This is a genomic window from Candidatus Methanoperedens sp. (assembly GCA_027460525.1).
Taxonomy (GTDB): Archaea; Halobacteriota; Methanosarcinia; order Methanosarcinales; family Methanoperedenaceae; genus Methanoperedens.
Genome location: JAPZAS010000024.1, coordinates 105,529 through 131,372 on the forward strand (window position 1 = coordinate 105,529; position 25,844 = coordinate 131,372).

Consider the following 25,844-nt stretch of genomic DNA (forward strand, 5'->3'; position numbering starts at 1 on the left):
CTATATCTTCGAATAGGTGGTTGAAACCGATGGAGGTTAGAATGGTACAATTTAAATCTATCATTCTCATAACGGTCATCGGGCTGGCAATTTTATTTTCGGGATGTGTAGGGAAACAGGTAGGTACACCGACATCCACACCAACAATAACACCAACAGCCACATATACGGAAACAGCCACCCCAACAACAACAGCCACACCAATTGTAATGGTAACAACACCTCAACCAATAGCGACGACCCCAAGCGTACCGTTATACGGCTATCTCTCTGTGGATGTACGAATGAGGATTTCGAATTTGCTAAATGGCACATCTGAGCTTAGTGTAGTACAAGCCACAATAACAGATTTAACAAACAGTCCTATCTCACTAAAAGCACAAATCGTGAGTGAGGGGCAAATTCTTGAAGAACAATCGTTCACAGTCCAGAGTGGAAGTAGTTATAACTATGTAAATAAAGGAAAATATCCAATCAAAAGTACCAATGTAAGTTTGTGGCTATTTGCGGAAGGTTACCAGCCAACTGAATATAAAATCAATACAATATTTGATTAATTGCTTGTCGGTCGAGATACTTTTTAGCCATAAAAATTACCGCTTCCCATTAAAGCGTATGATGGAAGTTAATAATAAGATTTTCATTTCTGATTGTGTATTTTAACAGCCTCAAGGCTATCTAATGATTATTACGTTGTGGATACTGCCACCGACTGGGCTCCGAGTACTTTGCCGCTGCCATCCACTAATTGAAGTGTGATCCTGTTCTTTACAAGATCCAGCGATATGGGATGCGTTGGTGTCACGAACACTACAAAGGTGGGCTGAGCGCCCGAGTTGATGGTCAATCCAGTAGCTGGACCTATGATGGCTCCTGTTGCTGGATTGGTCTGGTTTACCTGAACTACCAGCCCACTTATCGAAGACGGTACGATCACATTGAAGCTTACACCAGTTGCATTGGCTCCGCCGACATTCGTAGTTGCTACTGCAAATACAGTAGGTGTATTAACTGCTGTACTTACATCCAGCGAGGTTGACATCATGATAATATCAGCAGAGGGCACTGTGCTTGCTGATATGGTCAATGTGTTTACTCCACTTATCGGAGCAGTTGCTCCATTGGTGCTGGACACATTAAACGTCAATGGCGAGGTATCAAACGCTGATGTTGCATTGATGCCAACCACAAAGTTGGCTGTGCCGCCTGCTGATATGTTCACCGGTGCATTTAGTGCCTCTATGAACGCAGTGCCGTTCCATTGCCGAAATTGTGTGTTTACAGGCAAGCTGGATGCCTGTGTTATACTCACGCCAGTCGCAGTTCCTGTTCCGCCGTTGATCACTGACATGAATATCGTCACTGGCGTGCCTACCTGTGCATTCCTGCTGTTCGGGGTTATGGAAGATACCAGTAATGGCGTCGGTGTTGGTGTTGGAGTCGGTGCCGGAGTGGGTGTGATAGCTGCTTTGTATGCAAGCGGAAAGTAGTCAGTATTGTTCGCATCAAGGACATAAGGAGAGTCGCATATTCCATCGCCATTGTTATCTGCGCAGGTCTGGCTGAAGCCTGTGCCGCCTGGGTTTGCCCAGACGTTGCCGCCAAGGTATGCCCCTCCTATGATGTTGGTGCCTATTATTTTGGTGGCGTTCCAGTAGTTAGGAGAATCTGGAAATGCGTTGCCATAAAAGTATGCGCTGATATAACTGTTATTGGTATTGTAAAAAAAGTTGTTATAAATACTATTGTTGGTGGAACCGCTGAGGTATATTCCATAGTTGCTGTTCCAGTTTGCGGTGTTGCTAATTAGGGTGTTGTTATTACTGGTAAATGGAGTGCCGATAGCGAAAGCTAAGTCAATGCGGATTCCAACGCCGTTCGAGTTTGCGGTGTTATTAGTTAGGGTATTGCTGCTGGAACCGCCGATAGAGATTCCACCGCTATTCGAGTTTGCAGTGTTGCTAGTTAGGACGTTGTTGCTGCTAAGATAGAGGTCTATTCCACCGTTATTCGAATTTGCGGTGTTGTTAGTTAAGGTATTGTTGCTGGAGGCGAGGAGGTATATTCCAGAGTTGCTATTCGAATTTATGGTGTTGTTAGTTAAGGTGTTGTTGCTGGAACTGCGGATGTATATTCCATAGTAGTCCGAGTTTGTGGTGTTGTTAATTATACTTCCATTTAGTGCGTTAGTGTAAAATATGCCAGTATCCCATTCAGTTACTATCAAATTTTTAACAGTTACATTTGTGAGGTTATAAACAAAGACGCCGGCGGTGTCTGCAGCATCCACTCCATCAATAGTATAGCCAGCGCCGTCAAAAATAACGTTACTTGAAGTGATATTAATGCAAGTATTGGTCGTGCTGTTTACTATGTCCTGGGTGAGCACATAAGTACCCTGCGAGGAAATCGTAGTGCATGCGTCTATTGGCGTTGCCGCCCCCGCTCCACCCGCCAGCAATAATACCAGCGCCGTTATCCCAACCGCAATCCTGGGGGCACGCCCTCCGTGTATGCTATTCAATACCATTTTCCACCTACGTCGTTGATACCGCCACCGATTGTGCTCCGATTATCTTCCCGCTGCCATCTTTCAATTGAAGCGTAATCCTGTTGTTTGCAGGGTCGTTGGCTATCGGCTGCATTGGCGTTACGAACACTGCAAAGGTCGGAGTAGCGCCCACGTTAATGGTCAAACCTGCTGCTGGACCCTTGATCGTTCCGTTTGCTGGATAGGTTTCATTTACATGATAAGATAATCCGCTTATCGAAGTCGGCACGCTCAAGACCAAGCTTACACCAGTTGCATTGGCTCCGCCGACATTCGTAGTTGCTACTGCAAATACAGTAGGTGTATTAACTGCTGTACTTACATCCAGCGAGGTTGACATCATGATAATATCAGCAGAGGGCACCGTACTTGCTGAGAGGGTCAGCGTATTTACTCCACTTATCGGAGCAGTTGCCTCGTTGGTGCTGGACACGTTGAATGTCAGTGAAGAACTATTAAACGCTGATGTTGCATTGATGCCAACCACAAAGTTGGCTGTGCCGCCTGCTGATATGTTCACCGGTGCATTTAGTGCCTCTATGAACGCAGTGCCGTTCCATTGCCGAACTTGTGTTTTTACAGGCAAGCTGGATGCCTGTGTTATGCTCACGTTAGTAGCTGTTGCCGATCCGCCGTTAATCACTGACATGAATATCGTCACTGGTGTGCCTACCTGTGCATTCCTGCAGTTTGGCGTTATGGAAGTTACCAGTAATGGCATAGGTGTGATATTTGAAGGGTATGCAAGCGGCAGGTAGTCGATGTTATTTGCGTCAAGCGTGTATGTTGAATCGCAAATCCCATCGCTATTGCTATCAGCGCATGTCTGACTGAAGCCTGTACCGTTCGGATAAGCCCAGATGTTGCCGCCTATGTAGGAGCCACCGATGATGTTTATGCCTGGAGTTTTGGTCGTGTTCCAGTTGTTGCTGCCGCCGCCGACACCAAAATTGTTGGTATTGTTGAAAAAGTTGTTATAAATGATGTTGTTGTTGCTGGAATCGTCCAGCAAGATACCGTGGCCGTTGTTCGAGGCACTGTTCCCAATAAATGTGTTGCTGTTGGAATTTAACAACCAGAAGCCACTACCAACATAAAAGAAGAATCGCCAGAGGAAGTTTGAGTTAGCAATGTTTCCGTTTAGCGTGTTATTAATGGAATCATAGAGAGCGATACCGTTGACGTTGTTCGAGGCATCGTTATCACTCAGCCTGTTGTTAGTGGAAGAGGAAAGAGAGATTCCATCACCATTCGAACTTGCAGTGTTATTGGTTAAAGTGTTGTTGCTGGAAGTAGAAAGATAGATTCCATAGCTGTTCGGACTTGCAGTGTTATTGGTTAAAGTGTTGTTGCTGGAATATTTGAGATGGATTCCATAGTAGTTCGAGCTTGCAGTGTTGTTTATAACATTGTTGTTTTCAGAATATCCCAGCAATAAACCATCCCTATTGTTATTTAAGGTCACATTTTGTATATTTGAGTTGCTGGTATTCCAGAAAAGAACTCCTGGATAATTATTCATAAATGTGCTGTCTTTCAGAGTGATGTCATTACAGTTAATGCAGCCAAACCAGCCTGCATTTGTGCTCAGGTCATATGTTACCCCAGAAGCCCCTATTATATAGTAAACAGGTTTTCCATTCACAGTATTCGAAGTATCAATGCTCTGAATGAAATGAGAATCTGTTGATCCATCTATATTGAAATTCAATGGGTTTCCCTTCATGTTGTTTCCTGAAAGGCTGCTATTGCTGGAAGAGTCAAGCTTGATGCCGTAGTTTCCGTTGTTTGAGGCATTGTTTCCAATCAGTGTGTTATTGCTGGAAGATGAAAGAATGATACCGGTACCATCATTATCGATGTTGCCTCCTTGGTTTCCGTTGTTCGAGGCATTGTTTCCAATCAGTGTGTTATTGCTGGAAGATGAAAGAGTAATGCCAGTACCATCATCAGGATGGAATTGGTGGAGGTTGTTCGAGGCAATGTTGCCGTTTAGCATGTTATTATTGGAATTGTAGAGACCGATGCCGAAGGGGTTGTTTGAGACATTGTTTCCAATCAATGTGTTGTTGCTGGAAGAGTTAAGATAGATGCCATAAGAGAGATAGATATAATAGCTATTGCTCGAAGCAGTGTTGTTGCTCAGCATGTTGCTGCTGGAAAAGTCCAGATAGATGCCATAGCTATTGTTTGAAGCAGTGTTGTTGCTCAGCGTGTTGTTGCTGGAAGAATACAGCCAGAAGCCGATCAGGTTGTTAGATGCAATGTTGCTTTTGATTATATTATTGTTCGATATTAATTTAATTCCATTATATAAATGGCTGCCTGTTTTTGCATTAAATCCATCAATTATAACTCCATTAGCAGTTACAGTTATTGCATCCCCAAGTCCTGCAGTATTAATCACAGGCAATCCGCCTCCGCTATCCTGCCCCTTCAACTCCAATTGTTTGTTTACAGTCACCGTTTCATAATACGTTCCGCTGTAAACAAGAATGGTATCCCCGGCACTCGCCGCATTTATTGCCTTTTGTATGCTCGTATAATTTGCACCACCGCTGGCATTGACTGTCAGCGTCGCAGCACCAGCGCCACCCGGCAGGAGTAAGACCAGCGCCGTTATTCCCACCGCAATCCCGAGAGCACGCCCTCCGTGTATGCTATTCAATACCATTTTTCCACCTATGTCGTTGATACCGCCACTGACTGCGCTCCGATTATCTTCCCGCTGCCATCCATGAGTTCTAGTATTATCCTGTTGTTTGCTGGATCGAAGGCTATCGGGTGCGTTGGTGTCAGGAACACGGCAAAAGTCGGCTGATCGCCAGCGTTGATGGTCAACTCAATTGCCGGACCGATGATTGCTCCGGTTGTTGGATTGGTTTGGTTCACCTGAATTGCCAATCCTGTCATCGAATCCGGTACGACCACATTAAAGCTTACATTGGTTGCATTTACTGCCCCCACATTTGTAGTAGCCACTGCAAAGGCTGTAGGTGTCTTAACTGGTGTACTCACGTTCAGTGATGTGGATTCCATCACGACATCGGCATAAGGTGTGACAGTTCCTGAGATTGTCAATGCGTTAACTCCGTTTATAGGCGCAGTTGCCCCGTTGGTGCTGGAAACGTTGAATGTCATTGGCGAACTTGGAAACAATGCCGTTACATCGATAGTTAATACAAAGTGAACTGTTTCTCCTCCAATTATATTCACTGGCGTGTCAGGCACACCTGTGAATGTTTTGCTTCCATCCCATGGCTGGTAGTGTATTATTGCAGGCAGATTGGAGGCTTGTGAGATACTCACGTTGGTTGCAGTTGCTGTTCCGCCATTGATAATTGACAGGTATAAAGTAATAGGCACGCCTATCTGCGCAATTCTACTATTTGGGCTTGTGGCGAAGACTAAGTCCAGGGCAGGTGCTAGCGGCAGGTAATCAATATTGCTACTATAGAGCGTATATGGCAAATCGCATATCCCATCTCCATCCGCATCGGTGCAGGTCTGGCTAAAGCCTGTGCCGCTTGGGTTCGCCCAGAAATTGCCGCCGAGGTAGGGGCCACCGACGATGTTTGTACCTGATGTTTTAGTTGTGTTCCATTTGTTTGGAGCGTCGGTATAAGCATTATTGTAGTTGTTGAAGATGTTGTTTGAAATGGCATTGTTGGAACCACCCAGATAGATGCCAGCGCGGAAGTTCTGGTTTGCAGTGTTATTGGTTAGGATGTTGTTGCTGGAATACGCCAGATCAATGCCGTATACGTTCCCGTTAGCAGTGTTGCCGCTCAGAGTGTTGTTGCTGGAATACTCTATACCAATGCCATCGCCCCACCACCTCGAGGACTCTACAACGCCGTTTGAGTTTGCAGTGTTATTAATTAGGATATTGTTGCTGGAAGAACTTAGATAGATGCCGGTGCTGCCGCTCAGGGTATTGTTATTAAAGTAGAAGCTGATGCCATACCTGTTCGAGTTAGCAGTGTTGCCGCTCAGAGTGTTGTTGCTGGAAGAACCCAGATAGATGCCGTAATTCTCGTTCGAGTTAGCAGTGTTGCCGCTCAAAGTGTTGTTGCTGGAAGAACCCAGATAAATGCCGTATACGTTGTTCGAGGCACTGTTGCCGCTAAGCGTGTTGTTGCTGGAATACTCTATATCAATGCCATCGCCCCACCACATCGCGGTCGCGAAGCTTACAATGCCGTTCGAGTTTGCAGTGTTATTAATTAGGATAGTGTTGCTGGAAGAATTTAGATAAATGCCGTATATGTTGTTCGAGGCATTGTTGCCGCTCAGCGTGTTGTTGCTGGAAGAGGCCAGATAGATGCCGGAGGAAAAGTTCCTGACATTCGTATTCTTTATCGTGACGCCGTTTCTTCCTGAAAGATAAATCCCGTTCCCTGTATAGTTGCTTCCCGCTATTGTATGACCATTGCCGTTAAGGGTTATGCCGTCGCTATCTATCTCTATTGTTGCGGTTAAATCAGTTGTCAGCGTGCAGATCTTCGATGCGGCATTCCACGTACCAATAGAGGTGCAGTCCCCGCCTGTTGCATTGTCGTTGATGAACCGCGCGCTCGCCCCTCCCGCCAACAGCAACACCAGCGCCGTTATTCCCACCGAAATCCTGAGGGCACGCCCTCCGCACGTTTTATTCCCAGCCATTTTTTATCAACACCCTGCAATGGAATGCCCACCCCTTTTTCGAGCAATTCCATTAAGTTAATACCCGGGGCTATTAAAAATCTTCCTATGCATTTGAAACACATCTTGCGATTGCATCCGCTACGTCCTGTGTTGTATATGTACCTCCAATGTCTGGCGTCGTAATCCCTTCCTGAAGAACGCTGTTCACCGCTCTCCAGATCGACCCTGCTTCCTTTTCCCATCCAGCCCATTCAAACATCATCTTAACGCTCAGTATGGCAGCAATCGGGTTGGCAACGCCTTTCCCTGCTATATCCGGGGCACTGCCGTGTATGGGTTCGAACAGTGCGAATCTATCGCCTATGTTAGCACTCGGGCATAAACCAAGCCCGCCCACAATGGCTGCAGCCACATCGCTCAGGATATCCCCGAAAAGATTCGTGGTCAGTATTACATCGTATTTCTGGGGATGCAGAATCAAATCATACGCCATGGCATCGACAAGCATTTCATTATAAGAGACGCCATTTTTCTTTACAACACCTATGCAGACATCCCGGAAAAAAGAATCCGATTTCAGTACGTTTGCTTTATGGACAATGGTCAGCTCATTTTTCCTGTCTTTCGCAAGCAAACAGGCACGTTCTGCAATCCTTTCACTGCCCTTGCGTGTGATAACCCTCGTAGTGTACGCCACGTTCTCATGGATTTCCTCCACGCCCGAATACATGCCCTCGGTATTCTCCCTTACTATAACAAAATCGAATTCTGCGCCGCATGGTACCTTGACATTTGTGAGAGGTGCAAAGGGTCTTATGTTCGCATATAAGTCAAGTTCCTTGCGCAAGCGCATCAGCACGCTTTTATAACCGGGATCAGGCGGGGTGGTGATTGCCCCGAACAGTACGCAATCGCATCCCTTTATGGTGTCCATATCATCATCGCTGAGCGCGCTTCCTGTCCTTTCCCATCTGCCGTAACCGATGTCCAGAGGAATTTTTTCTATATCTAGACCAAAAGCATCCAGTACGGAGAGAGCCGCAGGTATAACTTCTTTACCGATACCATCACCGGGAGCAATTGCGAGCTTCATTTTAAGAATTATTTCCTGTCTTCCTTATTACCTTTTAAAACCTTCACAAGCATCCGGATTGCATCAACAATATCGTATTCCGATGCTCCCCAGTGCACTACGGCTCCGTCTATACCGTTGATGTTCACCATACCCGATTTCTTGCTCTGGCAGCAGCGTGTGATAAATGGTTTTGTTGGCATGTAGAGTTCTGTTTTGAGAGGGCACATGTTGATGTGCCTGTATGAAAGGCTGGGAAACCTGAGTTCAAAAATCTGTTTTGAGATGTCGCATCCAACAAGTGTGGAATTATCCTCGATATCGGTATCTGTGTCGATATATTTTCCTTTGAGTTCTGAAGCATAGCACGGGAAGACCATTTTTTTGCCCTCAAATTTATGGAGGTCGATCAGTTTTGTGGTAAATCTTATGTTGAGTTCGCCCAGTATGCCGCTCCTTACAAGCCTCTGTACGGCAAAGGCAAGCCACGGCGGCTCAGGAGGGGAAATATCTATAACCTCTATCTCCATAACCTCGTGAAGGCTTGGATCCTGCACGAAAGTGATATGCCTGTCCATGCCTTCAAAAATAACGGTGTTTACGTTTCCTTTGCACATCAAAATGGCAGATTCAATAAGCCTCGTTCTATCGTGGGAATCAAGTTTTTCCTCGAATTTCTTTATCTCTTTACCTTTTGCCATAAGCTCAAGTGAAACAAGTTTTTTAAGCAGCCCCTCGCCTTCACTTTTTACACTATAGATTGTAAAGCCCGAAGGAAGGTCTGCAATCAGGTATTCTGTTGTAAAATATATGGGGCATCCTATACGCTGCGTCGGGTCTGCCCTTGTTACTCCCACGCTTTTATAATCCGCAGGAAATATCATACGCTACCTTTTTTTCGATGTTCCACAAGCCCGCCATCAGCCAATATCTCCCGCAGGAAATCGGGAAGTCGTTGAGCAGGATATGTTTTGTGTTCATGTTCCACAAGCCCTTCTGCAAGATCTATTTCGATAATATCTCCTTCATGGCAATCTATCGTTGCCTCGATAATCGGCAAGCCCACATTGATGGCATTCCGGAAGAATATTCTTGCGAAGGATTCTGCCACGACACATGAAATACCTGCATGCTTTAACGCCAGCACCGCCTGTTCTCTGGATGAGCCGCATCCGAAGTTCCTGCCGGCAACGATTATATCGCCGATTTCCACTTTTTTTGAGAAAGAAGGGTCGATCCCTTCCATGGCATGAGTTGCGAATACGCTCATATCAGTGGTGCGCAGGTATTTTCCCGGGATGATGACATCGGTATCGATGTTATCGCCGAATTTCCATACTCTTCCTGATATTCTTTTGATGGTTTTACCTTTCATCGCTTGCTTGGTTATTGTTTACGGCAAGCATAATCATTTTGGTAAAAGGGCAAACAAATCTTTTATACTTATAAGATATTAGACCTTGCAGGTCACCGTATGAATACGCTTTTCGCAGAAAAAAACAAAAATAAATTCCTGATTTTGATACTGCTTCTTGCTCTGGCTGTCAGGTTGTGGGTTTTTCCGGTTGTTTTTTCCAACGGGGGCGTAACCTTATTGGGAGCAGATACTTATTATCACGCCCGGCGCATATTAGCCACGGTTGCTAATTTTCCAAGCACCTTATCATTTGATTCGTACATCAACTTCCCTTATGGCGCAAGAATTGGCTGGGCGCCGCTATACGACCAGTTTACAGCCCTGATTGCGCTCATGGTAGGAGTCGGCAGCCCGTCATTTTATACAATAGAGGCGACGGCAGCATTCATCCCGCTCCTGCTTGGTGTATTAACAGTATACCTCGTATTCTTAATTACACAAAAACTCTTTGACTGGCGTGTGGGTCTCATAAGCGCTGGCATCTTTGCAATAACCCCTGCTCATGTGTATGTTTCATTTCTTGGATACGCAGACCATCATGTAGCTGAGACGTTAATTTCCACCGCTGACTATCTTTTATTAATTATTGCACTGGAACATTTGCAAAAAAACAATATATCCTTTCGCAATTTTAAAACTGACATAATAAAAAATTCATCATATCCAGCACTTACAGGTATTGCATTAGCAATCTCACTGTTCACATGGGAGGGGGCATCTATTTTTATTGGACTGATAGGAATATATATTCTTATTCAATTCATAATAGACAGGAGGTTGGAACGCAGTTCTGATTACCTTATTATAACAGGAGCCACGGCATTTCTTGTTTCCCTGTTGATCATAACACCTGTAGCCGTATCTCAGGGCATGGGATTTGACATTTTTAATTCTTACTTACCTTCCCTCTTCCATGTCGGATTCCTTGCAGTATTTTTTTTCTTATGCGTGTTGCTCGGTGTAATGCAACGACTGCAGTTCAAAAAATGGTGGTACAACCTGTTATTATTATTTTTAATACTTATCGCAGCGGTATTTTCCCTTGAAATCCTTTCCCCACAGTTTTATCAGTCATTGACCAACGGGATACAGTATCTTTTCGGCGGAGGGATACTTGCTACAATAGAGGAGGCACTGCCGCTTTTTAATACTCCCGAAGGCGGATTTACCTTAGATAATGTCTGGAGAGCCTTTACCCTCAGCTTTTTCATCGCTTTAATTTCTTTCATATATTTTATTTATAAAACCACGAAGGAAAAATATCCCTTCAAGGCGGTATTTTTAATCGTCTGGACTTTAATTGTACTGGTGCTTACGATTCTACAGAGGCGGTTTATCTATTTATTTGCTGTAAATGTTGCAATATTTTCAGCATATTTTATCATTGCTGCAGCAAAACAATTCGCACATGTAGAGGAGAAAGAGGCAACAACTCCCAAGAAAAAACGAAAAAAGCAGCGGCAATATAATTCAGAAACCAATAAAGGGCTAATAATTGGTATATCACTGCTTTTTCTTCTCACTGCCCCCAATATCCCCATCATAAAATACTATGCAGAAGGCATAGCTGCGCCTGACCAGGATTTGCGGGATTCGTTTAAATGGCTGAAGGACAATTCGCCGCCAACGAGTTACTATTATGCCCCCGACAAACCCGCCGAATACGGAGTGATGAGCTGGTGGGATTACGGCAACTGGATTTTATATCTCTCGCAGCGACCCGTGGTATCTAATAATTTCCAAACCGGTATCGATGACGCAGCGCACTTTTTAATAACGCCAGATGAAAAAGCAGCAGATGACATACTTAACAAAAGGAAAGTCCGTTTTATAGTAACAGATGCCCAGATGCTTAAACTGAAATTCAGCTCGATAGCAATGCTTGCCGGCAGGGATCCTCTGGATTATTATGGAACTTCAGATGGGGCACCGATACGCAGCGTAAATAATGAAAATGGCAATTTCTTCGCAACGATGTTATCAAGACTCCACGTTTTTGACGGGGATGGGTTAAGCCATTATCGCCTGATTTATGAATCGAATACCACTGCCATCAGGAACCCGGATATAAAATATGTAAAAATTTTTGAGTATGTGCCAGGGGCTACGCTCTCAGGGCGCGCAGGCGATGGGGAGGTTAAAGTAACTCTGAATGTCATGACCAATCAGGGCAGGACGTTCGTCTATACCCAGCGGGCGGTTGCAATGAACGGGAACTATGAGATTAAAGTCCCATACTCTACACAGGGAGGCAAATACGGCACTAAACCCTCGGGTGATTATATCATCCAGAACGCCAATGTATCAAAAATGGTAGCGGTCAGTGAACAGGACGTGCTGGATGGGAGAAGGCTTCAGGTGGATTTAATTTAACATAAGAGCGAACTGGCAGAAAAGGTTTTTAGACATCATGGCATCTTGAGTATCATGAGTCCGGTATCTGTTATAATCCCCTGCATGAACGAGGAAAAAACAATCGGGGCCGTCATTAGTAAAGCTAAATCGACCTTAATGCAGGAGGGACTGGAAGGGGAAATAATAGTATCAGATAATTCCACAGATAATTCAAGGGATATCGCCAGAAAGATGGGAGCTAAAATTATAATTCCTCAAAAAAACGGATACGGTAGCGCCTACTTGGAAGGTATCAGGCATGCTAAAGGAACATATCTTATACTGGCTGATGCCGACGATACCTACGACCTGAAAGAGATGCCCGGGTTATTAAAACCCCTGCTTTCAGGCGAAGCCGACTTCGTCATGGGCACACGGTTGAAGGGGGAAATCAAGAAAAACTCCATGCCCTGGCTGCACAGGTACATCGGGAATCCTTTGTTGACAGGAACCCTGAACTGGCTTTTTAAAACAAAATTGAGCGACGCCCATTGCGGTATGCGCGCCATAACAAGAGACGCTTATGAAAAGCTTGATATGAAAAGCGAAGGGATGGAATTTGCAAGCGAAATGATAATTGAAGCTGCAAAGAAAAAACTTCGAATAACCGAAGTACCTATCACCTATTATCCAAGACAAACACCTTCCAAGCTCCACTCCTGGGGCGATGGATGGCGGCATCTGCGCTTCATGATGCTTTATAATCCAACCCCCTTTTTCTACTTTCCGGGTTTATTATTATTCGCACTCGGCGCATTTATGACCCTTGCCCTGCGGCTGCGGGGCAATGTGGAGATAACCGGACTCCATTCCTTCATTCTGGGCAGCATGCTTGCGATAATAGGAACGCAGATGATAGCTACGGGCAGTTATATGAAAGTTTACGGAATAATTCATAATAAAATAGAGAAAGACGGATTGACCGCAAAAATCCTGGATTATCATTCTCTTGAACTCGGGCTTGTGCTCGGGTTATTATTGTTCTTCGCAGGGATAGTTTTAGGTTCAAATATTCTCTTCAAATGGATCTCCTCAGGATATGGTTCCCTTTCAGAAGTGGGAAATGCAGTAATCTCCATGGTGCTCGCTGCGCTCGGCATCCAGATAATCTTTTCAGCGCTCATTATCAGCATTTTTATGTTAGAAAAAAAGGATACATGAAAAACTTTAGGAAAGTTTTATGAAACTCGCTTTCGTCTACGATGCTGTTTATCCCTGGGTAAAAGGGGGCGCAGAGAAACGTATATACGAACTTGGAAAAAGGCTTGCAAAAGAGGGTAACGAAGTCCATGTTTTTGGGGTTAAGTGGTGGGAAGGCGGCGATATGATAAAGAACGAAGGCATGGTGCTGCACGGCGTTTGCAGGCGGATGGAGCTATACGTTAACGGCAGGCGCTCAATTCCCGAGGCGGTAATATTCTCATTTAAGCTTTTCCTTCCTCTGATTAGAGAAAAATATGATGTGATTGATGTCAGCGCATTCCCGTATTTTTCATGTTTTACCGTGAAACTCGTATCGATTCTCAGGAGAACTCCTATGATAACCACGTGGCATGAGGTGTGGGGGGATTACTGGTATGAATATTTAGGGTGGTGGGGTTTTTTTGGGAAGGTAGTAGAATTTTTTGCATCGAAATTGCCTTATATGTCAATCGCGGTGTCGGCTTTGACGAAAAGGAATCTCAGGTTACTCGGGGTCAAGGATGAAAACGTACATATCATACCAAACGGTATCGAATTAAAAAGGATTGCCGAAATAATGCCATCACCCGATGAATGCGATATAATATTTACAGGGCGGCTTATCAGGGAGAAGAACGTGGATGTATTGCTTCAAGCTGTGGGTTATGTTAAGGAAACTATACCAGATGTTAAATGCCACATCATAGGCGATGGACCTGAGAACGAAAAGCTTGCCGGGCTTGCTGTGGAGCATGGACTTCTGGGTAACGTCAGGTTCTTTGGGTTCATGGGTTATGAGGAGGTGATAGCGAGGATCAAGTCCTCAAAAATACTGGTGCTGCCCTCCAGCCGCGAAGGGTTCGGAATGGTGGTAATAGAGGCTTTTGCTTGCGGGGTTCCTGTCATCACGGTCAAAGGAGAGCGCAACGCCGCCTCTTCGCTTGTTAGCGAAAAAACCGGCTTGGTGGTGAACCTTGATGCGGAAGAACTTGGCAGTGCTATAAGCACATTAATCGGGAATGACGTATTTCGTGAAAAGCTGGCTGCGTCCGCTATGGATGCTGCCCAGGAATATGATTGGGACAGGATAGTCAGACAGGCATCATGCATGTACGAAGAACATTTATTAAAATCGATGAGAACATAAGAATGATGAAAATCGCAATTTTACATGACTACATCGGAGCAATCGGCGGCGGCGAGAAGCTGGTGCTTAGCCTTGCCCGCGGGCTTGGTGCGGATGTGATTACCACGGATGTGGATGAGGATGCTATTAATAAGATGGGGTTTGAGGATGTTACCATCATAAGCCTTGGCAGAACAATCAAAATACCTCAGCTCAAGCAAATCTCTGCATCTTTAAGATTTGCACTGTGCGATTTTTCAAAGGAATATGATTTTTTTATTTTTTCTGGCAACTGGGCGCATTTTGCTGCGAGAAGGCATAAGCCGAATCTGTACTATTGTCATACGCCGGTGAGGGCTTTTTATGATCTATACGATGTTTTCCTGGAGAGGCAGTTATTTTTTAATTCTATATTGTTCCAATTCTGGGTGAAATTATATAGGCGGCTGTATGAATATTATATGACCAAGGTTTGTCGGATCGTAGCTAATTCTATCAGCACTCAAAAACGAATTAAAAAATATCTGAACAGAACTTCGAAGGTAATTTATCCCCCCATCGATGTGTCCAGATTCAGATTTGAATATTATGGGGATTTCTGGCTATCTGTAAATCGCCTGTATCCTGAAAAGCGTGTGGAATTACAGATCGAAGCTTTCAGGCAATTATCAGAGGAACGATTGCTGATTGTAGGTGGATATGCCGAGGCAGATCATGCATCTGCGTACGCAACCAGCCTGCAGAAAAATCTACCTGATAACGTGAAATTGCTTGGCACAGTGCGGGAGGAAGAATTAATACAACTATATGCGCGTTGCAAAGGATTCATAATTACATCCATTGACGAGGATTTTGGGATGGCGCCTGTTGAGGCTATGGCTTCTGGAAAACCGGTTGTTTGTATGAAAGAAGGCGGATGTTTAGAAACCATTGTGGACGGCTCAACGGGATTACTTGTCACTCCAGCTGTATCCGAGATTGTTAACGCCATAAATATCGTCTCCAGAGCACCATTTAAGTATAAAGAAAAATGTATCGAACAATCCAGGAAATTTGATTTAGATATCTTTCTGAATGAGATTACAAAAGAAATTGAAGCAGCAATGCCGGTTGCTAAAATATGAACATTCTGGTTTCGGTTATAATAGTCAATTATAATGGCAGGGCATTTTTAGAGAAATGTCTTTCTTCCCTGCTGGCTCAATCGTATCATGACGTTGAAATTATTCTTGTGGATAATGCATCAAGTGACGACTCCATAGAATATCTAAGGAAAGAATTCCCATCCGTTAAAATAATTGCTAACAAAGAAAATGCAGGATTTGCAAAAGGGATTAATATCGGGATAAAAGCCGCGAATGGGGAACTGATAGCGACGTTGAACAACGATACAGCGGTCTCAGCTCAATGGTTAGAAGAACTGGTAAAAGCTTTAACTTCCAGAGAAAACATAGGGATGTGTGCATCGAAGATGCTTTTTATGAAGAATCCTGAATTCATAAATTCTACAGGTATCTGCATTTCAAGAAGCGGGGCATGCTGGGATAGAGGTATGTTCGAGCGTGACGTGGGACAATATGAATCTGTCGAGGAAGTATTTGGTCCATGCGCAGGCGCTGCTATTTATCGGAAAGCGATGCTTGAAGAAATTGGATTATTTGATGAAGATTTTTATGCATATATGGAAGATGCTGACCTGGCATTCAGGGGAAGGCTTGCAGGATGGAAGTGCCTCTATGTCCCACATGCTGTAGTTTATCACATTCATGGTGGAACAGGAGGTTATGCAAGTAACTATACCATTTATTATGGGAATAGGAACATAATCTGGAACTCTTTTAAAAATTTTCCCACTCAATTGCTGATCACCTCTCTGCCCTGGATTATTGGCAGGAACATCGCGGTGATACCATTCTATATTTTAAATGGACATGCTAATATAATCCTGCGATCCAAAATTGATGCCATTCGGGGTATCCCAAAAATGATAGCCAAGAGATCTAACTACCCGATAAATAAAGATGGGATTAATATATTCGTACAAACATGGGCTAAGATCCATGGTCATCCGGACAGAGTACTTTTAAATAATAAACTGCTGAATTAGACAATTATTTATGAAAGCTTTAATATTAAGCGGCGGCAAAGGAACTCGACTGCGACCTTTAACCTTCACCACAGCGAAGCAACTTATTCCCGTGGCTAATAAACCTATTCTTGGTTATGTCCTCGACCAAACATCCCAGGCGGGAATAAAGGATACAGGTATAATAATTGCACCTGAGACAGGTGAATATGTCAAAGACTACGTAAAAGATGGCTCTCCGTGGGGAATAAAAGTTACATATATGCCTCAAGAACCTCTTGGTCTGGCTCATGCTGTAAAAACTGCGAGAAATTTCCTGGGAAACGAATCATTCGTAATGTGCCTGGGGGATAACCTTCTCGGAAAAGGGATAAATAATCTTGTGGATAAATTTAACCTGGAAAAACTGGACGCTTTGATATTACTCAAAGAAGTTGAAAATCCAGGCAGTTTCGGGGTAGCGGTATTAGATAAAAAAGGAAATGTCATCAAACTCATAGAAAAACCAAAAGAACCCCCCAGTAATTTAGCATTGGTGGGGGTGTATATATTTTCTCCAAGAATCCACGAAGCTATTGAGAGAATAAAACCTTCATTGCGCAATGAACTTGAGATTACGGATGCCATACAGGAATTAATCAATATGGGATGCAATGTTAAAAGCGAGATTCTCAACTCCTGGTGGCTTGATACAGGGAAAAAGGATGATATTTTAACAGCAAACAGTATCGTTCTGGATGAATATGTTAAAAATGAAATAAATGGGAGCCTGGATAATAAAAGTAAAGTTACAGGAAGGATAAAAATCGACACGGGTACCGTTGTTGTAAACAGCAGAATCCGCGGTCCTGTAGCGATAGGTAAGAACGCTCATATTGAGAACTCCTTCATAGGACCGTATACCAGTATAGGAGATAATACTAATATTTCCGATTCATCCATTGAACATTGTGTCATTCTCAATAACGTTCAGGTCAAAGGAATAGAGAGGCTGGAGGACAGTTTACTTGGAAAGGATGCAAAAGTTTTAAAAAACCATACCGGTCATAAAGCACTTAGATTGATGATAGGGGATTATTCGGAGATAGAGGTATGAAAAACTTTAAGAAAGTTTTATCAAGGAACTTTGGAAAAGTTCCATCAAACGCGGGGTATGCTTTGCATACCCCAACACAGCGTGAACCGATGTTTCGGTTCTCAAACGACGGGTATGGCACGCCATACCCGAACACGCCCTCCCGAGGCGTGACTCGGGAAGGGGTATGCGCCATACCCCTATACGTCATAAAGGGGCGTAACCCTTTATGAGCAATTTCAAGATTGGTGAGATTAACGGCATAATTATAAAAGACTTAATAAAAAATGTGGATGATAGAGGCTGGCTGATAGAACTTTTCAGGAAAGATTTGATCGATGAAGAGCTCTTCCCCGAGATGTCTTACATATCGCTTACATATCCAGGTATTGTTAGAGGACCTCACGAGCATTCAGAGCAAACGGATTATTTCTGTTTTATGGGGCCTTCGATTTTCAAGCTTGTGCTCTGGGATAATAGAAAAAAGTCTGAAACATATAACAATAAAATGAGCTTGGACGTAGGTGAGAATAATCCCAAAATAGTAATAGTGCCCCCAGGAATAGTGCATGCTTATAAAAATATTGGCGATAGATCTGGCATTGTAATAAACCTTCCCAATAAGCTTTACGCCGGCTGGGGGAAAAAAGAGAAAGTGGATGAAATACGATACGAGGGCAACCCGAGAAGTCCTTTCAGGATGGAATAATGAAAATTCTTGTAACGGGCGGATGCGGTTTTATTGGCTCGAACTTCGTTCATTATTTACTGAAGAATACACAGCATGAAATAATAAATCTTGATACGTTAACATATGCAGGAAATCCCCACAACCTGAAAGATATAGAGAAAAATGACAGATATAGATTTGTCCATGGCAGGATAGAGGATAAAAACCTGGTATCCGATCAGCTTAAGGATGTGGATTATTTGGTCAATTTCGCTGCCGAAAGCCATGTTGATAGGTCGATACTTGACCCAATGCCTTTTATTACCACAAATATCGAAGGGACAGCAACCCTTCTTGAAGCGTGCAGGAACAGTAGCATTAAAAAAATTGTGCATATTTCTACCGATGAGGTGTACGGGGAACTTGGTGAGAGCGGCAAGTTCGTTGAGAGTTTACCCCTGCTTCCCAATTCACCGTATTCGGCTACCAAGGCTTCTGCAGACTTAATAATAAGAGCATATCACGAAACGTATGGTCTGCCTGTAACCACAGCAAGACCTTCCAACAATTATGGCTATTATCAATATCCAGAGAAGTTTATTCCGCTTACAATAACCAATCTGCTGGAAGATAAACAAATACCTGTGTACGGCGAAGGGAAAAATGTTAGAGATTGGATTTTTGTTGGGGATTGCTGCGAAGGCATAGCGGCGATATTGGACCGTGGAAAAGCTGGTGAGGTTTACAATCTGGGTGGCGAGAGCGAAAAAAGGAATATCGATATTGTCAGGATAATCCTGAAATTATTAGGGAAAGATGAAAGTTACATAAAATTCGTTAAGGATAGACCCGGACATGATTACAGATATGCTCTGGATAACACTAAAATCAGAGATGGGCTTGGCTGGGCGCCGAAGGTAAATTTAGAGGCTGGGCTTGCGAAAACGGCAGACTGGTATAGGAACAATCACCCGTGGTGGAGACCGCTTAAGGAGAGGCTTGCCAGGGAGAACAGAGGATTCTGGTCATGAAAATTGCCATAATTGGTGCAAATGGGCAACTGGGTTCTGATCTTGTAAGGACATTTAATACAGAATATGAGGTAATACCTCTCACCCATGCCGACATCGATGTCGCAGATTTTAGATTATCTAAAAAAACTTTAAAAAAAGTACATCCTGACGTTGTGCTCAACTGCGCAGCTTATGTCAGGGTGGATGATGCTGAAGACCTTGCTGACATAGCTTTCGCTGTAAACGCGCTGGGTGCAAGGAATATAGCACTGATATGCAAGGATTTGAATGCAACCTTGGCGCATATCAGCACCGATTATATCTTTGATGGTCTAAAAGCACACCCCTATACAGAAAATGATATCCCGAATCCATTAAATGTGTATGGAAACAGTAAGCTCGCTGGTGAATATTTTGTCAGAAACACGCTGGAAAAACACTATATAATACGATCCTCAAGTCTCTTCGGAATTGCAGGCGCAAGCGGCAAGGGCGGGAACTTTATCGAGACGATGATAAAAAAGGCTCACAACAATGAGGAGATTAGAGTTGTGGATGATATGGTTATGTCCCCAACGTATACAAGAGATGCGGCTGATATGATAAGGAACATATTGATAAAAAATCTTCCTTTTGGGATATATCATGTATCCAATAGCGGCAAATCTTCATGGTATGAGTTCGCAAAAGCAATCTTTGATGCCGCAGGAATGGAAGCCAGTTTATCTCCAACGAAGACCGATATCCTGCAATCAAAAGCAAAAAGACCGATGTATTCTCCACTTGTTGGCATCAAGCTCAAAAAATATGGTTTTGAGATGGAGAGCTGGGAATCAGCTTTGAGAAACTATCTTATTGATAAGGAATACCTTCAATGAATATGTACTTGTTCGGATATAAAGAATTGATAAAGAACCTTGTGATTAGCGACCTCAAAGCAAAATACTCAAGCTCGGTGCTGGGGTTTGCATGGTCGATGCTTAATCCTCTGCTGATGATGCTTGTGTTATATTTTGTGTTCAGCAACATCTTTAAAAGCCAGGAGAATTTTGTTGTGTATCTGTTGACAGGCATTCTTGCATGGCGCTTTTTCGCTATCGGGACAACAACAGCCATTAGCTCTATTGTCGGGAAATCGAGCCTTGTTACTAAAATTTATATCCCTAGGGAAATACTGACTCTCAGTACGGCAATATCCAGTTTAATAAGCTCGACACTTGAGTTTTTAGTCCTCATACCTTTGTTAGTGATATTGGGGGCAGGGATTTCAGCCACAGCTCTAATGTTCCCGATAATCCAACTGATGTATTTCTTGATAGTTTATGGCATCAGCCTTATCCTTGCTTCATTATATGTTTACTATAGAGACCTGAACCAGATATGGGATGTGGTGCTCCAGGTGGGGTTTTTCCTATCTCCCATCATTTATCCTCTATCCCTTGTGCCTGCAAAGTACGAGTTTTATTATATGCTTAACCCGATAACGAGATTGATCAATATGTACCGAGATATATTTCTGAACGGAACCATTCCAAAAATTTCTGATTTCGGTATTGTTCTCTTATTCGGCCTCTTGCTATTTTTTATAGGAACAGCGGTATTTAAAAAACTCTCCCGCAGGTTCGCCGAGGAGGTATAGGCATGTTCCAGGTATCGAAACAAAGAAAAGAAGAAGTGGACGCCATAGTAATCGAAAACATCTCAAAATGCTTCAAGATACCTCATGAGAAAAAGCGAACCGTATATGAGAACATCGCGGGTCTTTTCAAGGGCAACAGATACGGCTACGAGGAGTTCTGGGCGCTGCGCAATATAAGCTTCTCGGTAAAGCGAGGAGAAACCATTGGCATCATCGGGGAAAACGGAAGCGGGAAGAGCACGCTGCTGAAGGTAATCGCAGGCGTGCTGTATCCGGACAGCGGCAGTGTGACGGTGAACGGCAGGATAGCGCCGTTTCTGGAACTGGGCGTGGGATTCCAGCCCGAGCTCACAGCTTCGGAGAATGTTTATCTCTACGGCTCGATTATGGGAATGAGCAGGGCACAGATAAAGAAACGAATAAACGATATTTTCGATTTTGCAGAACTGGAAAAGTTCAGGAATGCCAGGCTAAAGAACTTTTCAAGCGGGATGTATGCAAGGCTGGCGTTCTCTACCGCTATATCCATCGAGCCTGATATAATACTTATAGACGAGGCGCTGGCAGTTGGAGATGAAGCCTTCCAGGGAAAGTGCTATGATAAGATCAATGAGTTCAGGAGGGAGGGGAAGACTATTGTGTTTGTGTCACATGGAATGGAGACCGTGAAGCAATTGTGTGAGAGGTCTATACTGCTGAATCAGGGGCAAATTGGTTCCATAGGGTATAGCGAGAAGGTTGTCAGTGATTACCACGTTAATATGCGCATTAAAGAAGAATCGACGTTGAAAAAACAGCATGAAAAAAAGGTTGAGCAAATCACTGAAAAAATAATTATAAAGGAGGTAACGCCGCACGAAGGGATAGAAACCCAGCAAAATTCGGTTCAGGATAGATGGGGGTCGAGGGAAGTAGAGATTACCGAGGTAAAATTCTTTGCTAAAAATGGGGATGAGACATATATTTTTAGGACGGGGGAACCCCTGATAGTCAGGATAAAATATTTTGCAAAAACCAAAATAGAAAAGCCAGTTTTTGGGATTGCGATTCATAGAAATGATGGAGTTCATATTACCGGGCCCAACACAAAATTCCATAATAAAGTAATAAAGAGCGTCAAAGGAGAGGGAATAGTGGAATATATTATTGATGCTCTGCCGCTATTGAAAGGAACATATCTGTTCACTGCTGCTGTTTATGATTTTGCATGTGTTAATCCATACGATCATCATGAAAAGAGGTTTACATTTAAAGTAACCGATGGCGAAATCAAAGATTATGGAATTTGTTATATTCCTTGCAGGTGGGAATATGTTAAATGAAAGGCTCGATCTACCTTTCGACCTGTACACGAGGAACAAAATAATAAGTGATTTGATTAATCTTTTGCGAAAAAATAAAAGGTTAAAAATTTTAGATATCGGTGGAAGGAGCGGGCATCTGGAGGATTTCCTTCAGGAAGATGATGACTTATATGTTCTCGACATCCGAAAATCTGAATTTAACGAACAAAATTATTTTGTAGGCGATATTATAAGCGCTCCTTTCAAAGACCGCACCTTTGATGTAGTGGTTTCTTCAGACCTTTTTGAGCATATATCCCCTGACAATCGGGAGAGCACATTATCAGAAATGCTTAGAATCAGTAAAAATTTTGTTATACTGGGAGCGCCTTTTCATTCCGAAAAGGCAGCGGAAGCTGAGATAAAGGTAAACGAATTTTTCCATAAACTTACGGGTAACGACCATCCATGGCTTTCCGAGCATATAAAAAATGGATTGCCTTCCAAAAAAAAACTTGAAGATTTTTTAAAAACCAATGGATTTGAGTATCTATCTATAGCAACAAATAACATATCTAATTGGCTTTTAATGCAACTTTTTATATTTTATTCATATAAATACAGCATTCCTGTTGAAAATATAAGCAGAGTGTACAGATTTTATAACGAGAATTTTTCACAACTTGGCGATACATTGAGCCCTTCGTATCGAACAATATTCTTAATCGGCAGACAGGGAACATTACCCAAAGTTGATTTTAAAACTAAGAGCAGAATAGACCGATCAAGATATCATGTGCTTGAAACGCTCATTTTTGAAGTTTTGGCAGGTAATACGGAAGCTGTGATCCAGGATAAAACCGAACACATACAAATCCTTGGAACTGCTGTTCAAGAAAAAGATAATTATATAGAAGGCTTGGAGACCACTGTCAAGATTAAAGACGACTATATCAGCGGCTTGGAGACCACGGTCAGGAATAAAGACGACTATATTAGCGGCTTGGAGACCACGGTCAGGAATAAAGACGATTATATTAGCGGCTTGGAGACCACGGTCAGGAATAAAGACGACTATATTAGCGGCTTGGAGACCACGGTCAGGAATAAAGACGACTATATCCAAAACCTGAATTCTTTAATAGCTGAAAATAATAGAAAATTAAATGATATTTACAACAGCACTACATGGCAATTATTAACAAAATATCAAAAATTGATAGATACTATATTTCCGCATACCACAAAAAAAAGGCATGCATATGATCTTGCGATGACAGGCATCAGGTTAATTGCAAATGATGGTTTCGATGCTTTTTTGTATAAACTCAACGAGAGACTATATAAAAACAATATCAATGCTTCTAAAGTACCGATTGTAAAAACAAATCCAGCTTCTCCCTATGCTCCATTGTCTCTTGAAAAAAGGCTGTTCGGAAAATTTACATTCTTATCGGACAATTTAAACGAGATTAAAATTTATACGGCAACAAATAATAGGCTTAATTCAGACCTCACCCTCTGTATCACAAATACCGACCGTGAGATACTGAGAAAAACAACCGTAAAAGGTCACAGGATTCAAGACAATGATTATACATCATTTCGATTTAAGCCAATAAAGGATAGCAAGGGAATTACATTTTTCTTCGAATTGATATCGAAAAAAGAACCCGGTGCAGCAGTTTGGTACAATGAATCAATTACCTTACCCGAATTAGCACTGTATTACGATAACGAACCTATCAATGGAAGTATTGGATTTCAAGCATTTGCAGATATCGGATTAAAAAGCAGCTATGACCTTTGGATACTAAAAAATGAACCAACTGCAGCAAAACTTGAGCAATACAAAAACGAAATAAAGCACTTCGAATATCAGCCAACAATCAGTATTGTAACACCTGTTTATAATCCCGATGTGGCATGGATTGAATCGGCGATAGAATCGGTCATAAAGCAAATATATGATAACTGGGAACTCTGTCTTGCCGATGCATCCACAAAAAAGGATGTCAGAAAATGCCTCGAAGCTTACGCAAAGAAGGATCCCAGAATAAAAGTCAAATTCCTGCCCGAAAACAAAGGCATCTCCGGGAATTCTAATGAGGCGCTATCCCTTGCTACCGGCGAATATATCGGCTTACTTGACCACGATGATGAACTTTCGCCAGATTCTCTGTATGAAGCCGTCAAGTATCTTCAGAACAATCGCGATGCAGATATGGTTTATAGCGATGAGGACAAAATTGATATGAAAGGTAACCGAAGAGATCCATTCTTTAAACCTGATTGGTCTCAGGATACATTTTTATCCTGCATGTACACATGCCATTTTGGTGTTTATAATAAGAAGATTATTGATGAAATCGGGGGATTCAGAAAGGGGTACGATGGCAGCCAAGACTATGATCTTGTGTTAAGGGTCATGGATAAAACCGATAGCATTCATCATATCCCGAAGATATTGTATCACTGGAGAACGGTGCACGGCTCCGCGGCATCTGCGGCTGGGGCTAAAAGTTATGCGTATGTTGCAGCCAAAAAAGCTTTAGCCGATTACATGAAGAGAAATAACATTAAGGGAGAAATTTCAGATGGCTTTTGGACTGGCTCTTACAGGATGAAGAGAGAACTGTTGAAGATGCCATTAATTAGTATAATAATTGTGGGCACTGGGAGTCAGAAGGTTAAAAATTGCATTGCTAATCTTGAACAAGCGACTGATTATACCAATTACGAGATTGTTGTAATCCAGATGGAAAAACAAGAAGCTACAATTGACAAGAATAATGTGCGTACAATTCAATACAGCGAAGGTTATAATATTTCTGCTGCCAGAAATCTTGCAGTGTCTCATGCCAGGGGAGAATATCTTTTATTTCTGGATGAAAATGTGAAAATCATCAAGAATGACTGGCTAAATGCCTTGCTTGAACATGCCCAAAGAACAGAAGTCGGGGCTGTTGGGGCAAAATTGATTAATTCAAATAAAATACTGCATTGTGGAATTACATTAGGCTTAGGTAAACATCATGTTGCCGGGTATCCACTTTCAGGATTCCCTTCCAACATACCGGGATATTTCGGGAACATAACTATAGTTAGAGATTGCAGTGCTGTCACAGCGGCATGTATGATGCTGAGGAAAGATGTGTTTGAAGAAGTCAATGGATTTGACGAAAGCCTTGCAGTTGCTTTTGACGATGTCGAACTGTGTCTTAAACTCAGGCAAAAGGGATATCTTAATGTTTATACCCCATACGCAGAGCTTTATCACCACGGATCATTGAATCGGGATTATAAAGATGCGCCCGAGTTACAGAAGCTGTTTTTGATGGATGTGGAGTATATGAGGGAAAAATGGGGAAAGGTCATTGATGAAGGAGACCCGTATTATAGTCCTAATTTGACGCTGGAGAGAGAGGATTGTTCGATACGGATTTAATCCATCTCTAAGTCGTGGATACCGCTACAGACTGCGCTCCGATTATCTTCCCGCTGCCATCTACCAATTGAAGTGTTATCCTGTTTTTTGCAGGGTCGTTAACTATTGCTGCTGTTGGCGTTACGAACACTGCAAAGGTCAGCTGGTCGCCAACATTAATGGTCAATCCAATTGCTGGACCGATAATGGCTCCAGTTGTTGGGTTGGTCTGGTTCACCTGAGTTACCAGTCCTGTTATCGA

At 42.9% G+C, this 25,844-nt stretch carries 20 protein-coding genes; 13 read left to right on the forward strand and 7 right to left on the reverse strand.

Annotated elements, in window-relative coordinates; genetic code table 11:
• The first annotated feature begins 41 nt into the window (after positions 1–41).
• Positions 42–557, forward strand: coding sequence for a hypothetical protein (locus O8C68_08970; protein MCZ7395932.1), 516 nt, complete (start codon positions 42–44; stop codon positions 555–557).
• Positions 558–688: 131 nt separating this feature from the next.
• Here the strand turns inward: O8C68_08970 and O8C68_08975 are convergent, their stop codons facing one another.
• From O8C68_08975 to O8C68_09000, 6 genes are all read right to left on the reverse strand, one after another.
• Entirely contained in the window at positions 689–2,530 is a 1,842-nt protein-coding gene (locus O8C68_08975; GenBank protein ID MCZ7395933.1) for a right-handed parallel beta-helix repeat-containing protein, read from the reverse strand.
• Between the two features lie 7 nt (positions 2,531–2,537).
• Positions 2,538–5,225: a right-handed parallel beta-helix repeat-containing protein gene (locus tag O8C68_08980; protein MCZ7395934.1), complete on the reverse strand. Its 2,688-nt coding sequence runs from the start codon at positions 5,223–5,225 to the stop codon at positions 2,538–2,540.
• Positions 5,226–5,233: 8 nt separating this feature from the next.
• The gene (locus O8C68_08985) at positions 5,234–7,216 is read right to left on the reverse strand and encodes a right-handed parallel beta-helix repeat-containing protein (GenBank protein ID MCZ7395935.1); all 1,983 of its coding nucleotides are present in this window, start codon (positions 7,214–7,216) and stop codon (positions 5,234–5,236) included.
• 85 nt (positions 7,217–7,301) lie between these two features.
• Positions 7,302–8,291, reverse strand: a complete 990-nt coding sequence (locus tag O8C68_08990) for an isocitrate/isopropylmalate family dehydrogenase (GenBank protein ID MCZ7395936.1) — start codon at positions 8,289–8,291, stop codon at positions 7,302–7,304.
• Positions 8,292–8,299: 8 nt separating this feature from the next.
• Positions 8,300–9,154 (reverse strand): hypothetical protein, encoded by an 855-nt coding sequence (locus O8C68_08995; GenBank protein MCZ7395937.1) that lies wholly within the window; start codon positions 9,152–9,154, stop codon positions 8,300–8,302.
• A complete protein-coding gene (locus O8C68_09000) occupies positions 9,151–9,645 on the reverse strand; it encodes a 3-isopropylmalate dehydratase small subunit (GenBank protein ID MCZ7395938.1) in 495 nt (164 codons plus the stop codon). Before O8C68_09000 ends, O8C68_08995 begins: the two co-directional genes overlap by 4 nt.
• Positions 9,646–9,744: 99 nt before the next feature.
• On the opposite strand from O8C68_09000, the gene O8C68_09005 reads away from it, so the two are divergent.
• From O8C68_09005 to O8C68_09060, 12 genes are all read left to right on the forward strand, one after another.
• A complete protein-coding gene (locus O8C68_09005) occupies positions 9,745–12,060 on the forward strand; it encodes an oligosaccharyl transferase, archaeosortase A system-associated (protein MCZ7395939.1) in 2,316 nt (771 codons plus the stop codon).
• A gap of 54 nt (positions 12,061–12,114) precedes the next feature.
• Positions 12,115–13,242, forward strand: coding sequence for a glycosyltransferase family 2 protein (locus tag O8C68_09010; GenBank protein MCZ7395940.1), 1,128 nt, complete (start codon positions 12,115–12,117; stop codon positions 13,240–13,242).
• 19 nt (positions 13,243–13,261) lie between these two features.
• The gene (locus O8C68_09015; protein MCZ7395941.1) at positions 13,262–14,410 is read left to right on the forward strand and encodes a glycosyltransferase family 4 protein; all 1,149 of its coding nucleotides are present in this window, start codon (positions 13,262–13,264) and stop codon (positions 14,408–14,410) included.
• Positions 14,341–15,513, forward strand: coding sequence for a glycosyltransferase (locus O8C68_09020; GenBank protein MCZ7395942.1), 1,173 nt, complete (start codon positions 14,341–14,343; stop codon positions 15,511–15,513). Before O8C68_09015 ends, O8C68_09020 begins: the two co-directional genes overlap by 70 nt.
• Positions 15,510–16,496, forward strand: a complete 987-nt coding sequence (locus O8C68_09025; GenBank protein ID MCZ7395943.1) for a glycosyltransferase family 2 protein — start codon at positions 15,510–15,512, stop codon at positions 16,494–16,496. The genes O8C68_09020 and O8C68_09025 overlap by 4 nt, the downstream gene beginning before the upstream one ends.
• Before the next feature lie 10 nt (positions 16,497–16,506).
• Entirely contained in the window at positions 16,507–17,571 is a 1,065-nt protein-coding gene (locus O8C68_09030) for a glucose-1-phosphate thymidylyltransferase (GenBank protein MCZ7395944.1), read from the forward strand.
• 208 nt (positions 17,572–17,779) lie between these two features.
• Positions 17,780–18,259: a dTDP-4-dehydrorhamnose 3,5-epimerase family protein gene (locus tag O8C68_09035; protein ID MCZ7395945.1), complete on the forward strand. Its 480-nt coding sequence runs from the start codon at positions 17,780–17,782 to the stop codon at positions 18,257–18,259.
• On the forward strand, positions 18,259–19,251 hold the full coding sequence (gene rfbB, locus O8C68_09040; protein ID MCZ7395946.1) for a dTDP-glucose 4,6-dehydratase: 993 nt from the start codon (positions 18,259–18,261) through the stop codon (positions 19,249–19,251). Before O8C68_09035 ends, rfbB begins: the two co-directional genes overlap by 1 nt.
• Entirely contained in the window at positions 19,248–20,111 is an 864-nt protein-coding gene (rfbD, locus tag O8C68_09045) for a dTDP-4-dehydrorhamnose reductase (protein ID MCZ7395947.1), read from the forward strand. Before rfbB ends, rfbD begins: the two co-directional genes overlap by 4 nt.
• A gap of 2 nt (positions 20,112–20,113) precedes the next feature.
• Positions 20,114–20,872 carry an ABC transporter permease gene (locus tag O8C68_09050; GenBank protein ID MCZ7395948.1) on the forward strand — a complete coding sequence of 253 codons (759 nt, stop codon included), beginning with the start codon at positions 20,114–20,116 and terminating at the stop codon, positions 20,870–20,872.
• A 2-nt stretch (positions 20,873–20,874) separates the two neighbouring features.
• On the forward strand, positions 20,875–22,194 hold the full coding sequence (locus O8C68_09055; GenBank protein ID MCZ7395949.1) for an ABC transporter ATP-binding protein: 1,320 nt from the start codon (positions 20,875–20,877) through the stop codon (positions 22,192–22,194).
• Positions 22,184–25,603, forward strand: a complete 3,420-nt coding sequence (locus O8C68_09060) for a glycosyltransferase (GenBank protein MCZ7395950.1) — start codon at positions 22,184–22,186, stop codon at positions 25,601–25,603. Before O8C68_09055 ends, O8C68_09060 begins: the two co-directional genes overlap by 11 nt.
• A gap of 7 nt (positions 25,604–25,610) precedes the next feature.
• Here the strand turns inward: O8C68_09060 and O8C68_09065 are convergent.
• On the reverse strand, positions 25,611–25,844 hold a 234-nt coding region (locus O8C68_09065; protein ID MCZ7395951.1), incomplete at its 5' end, for a hypothetical protein.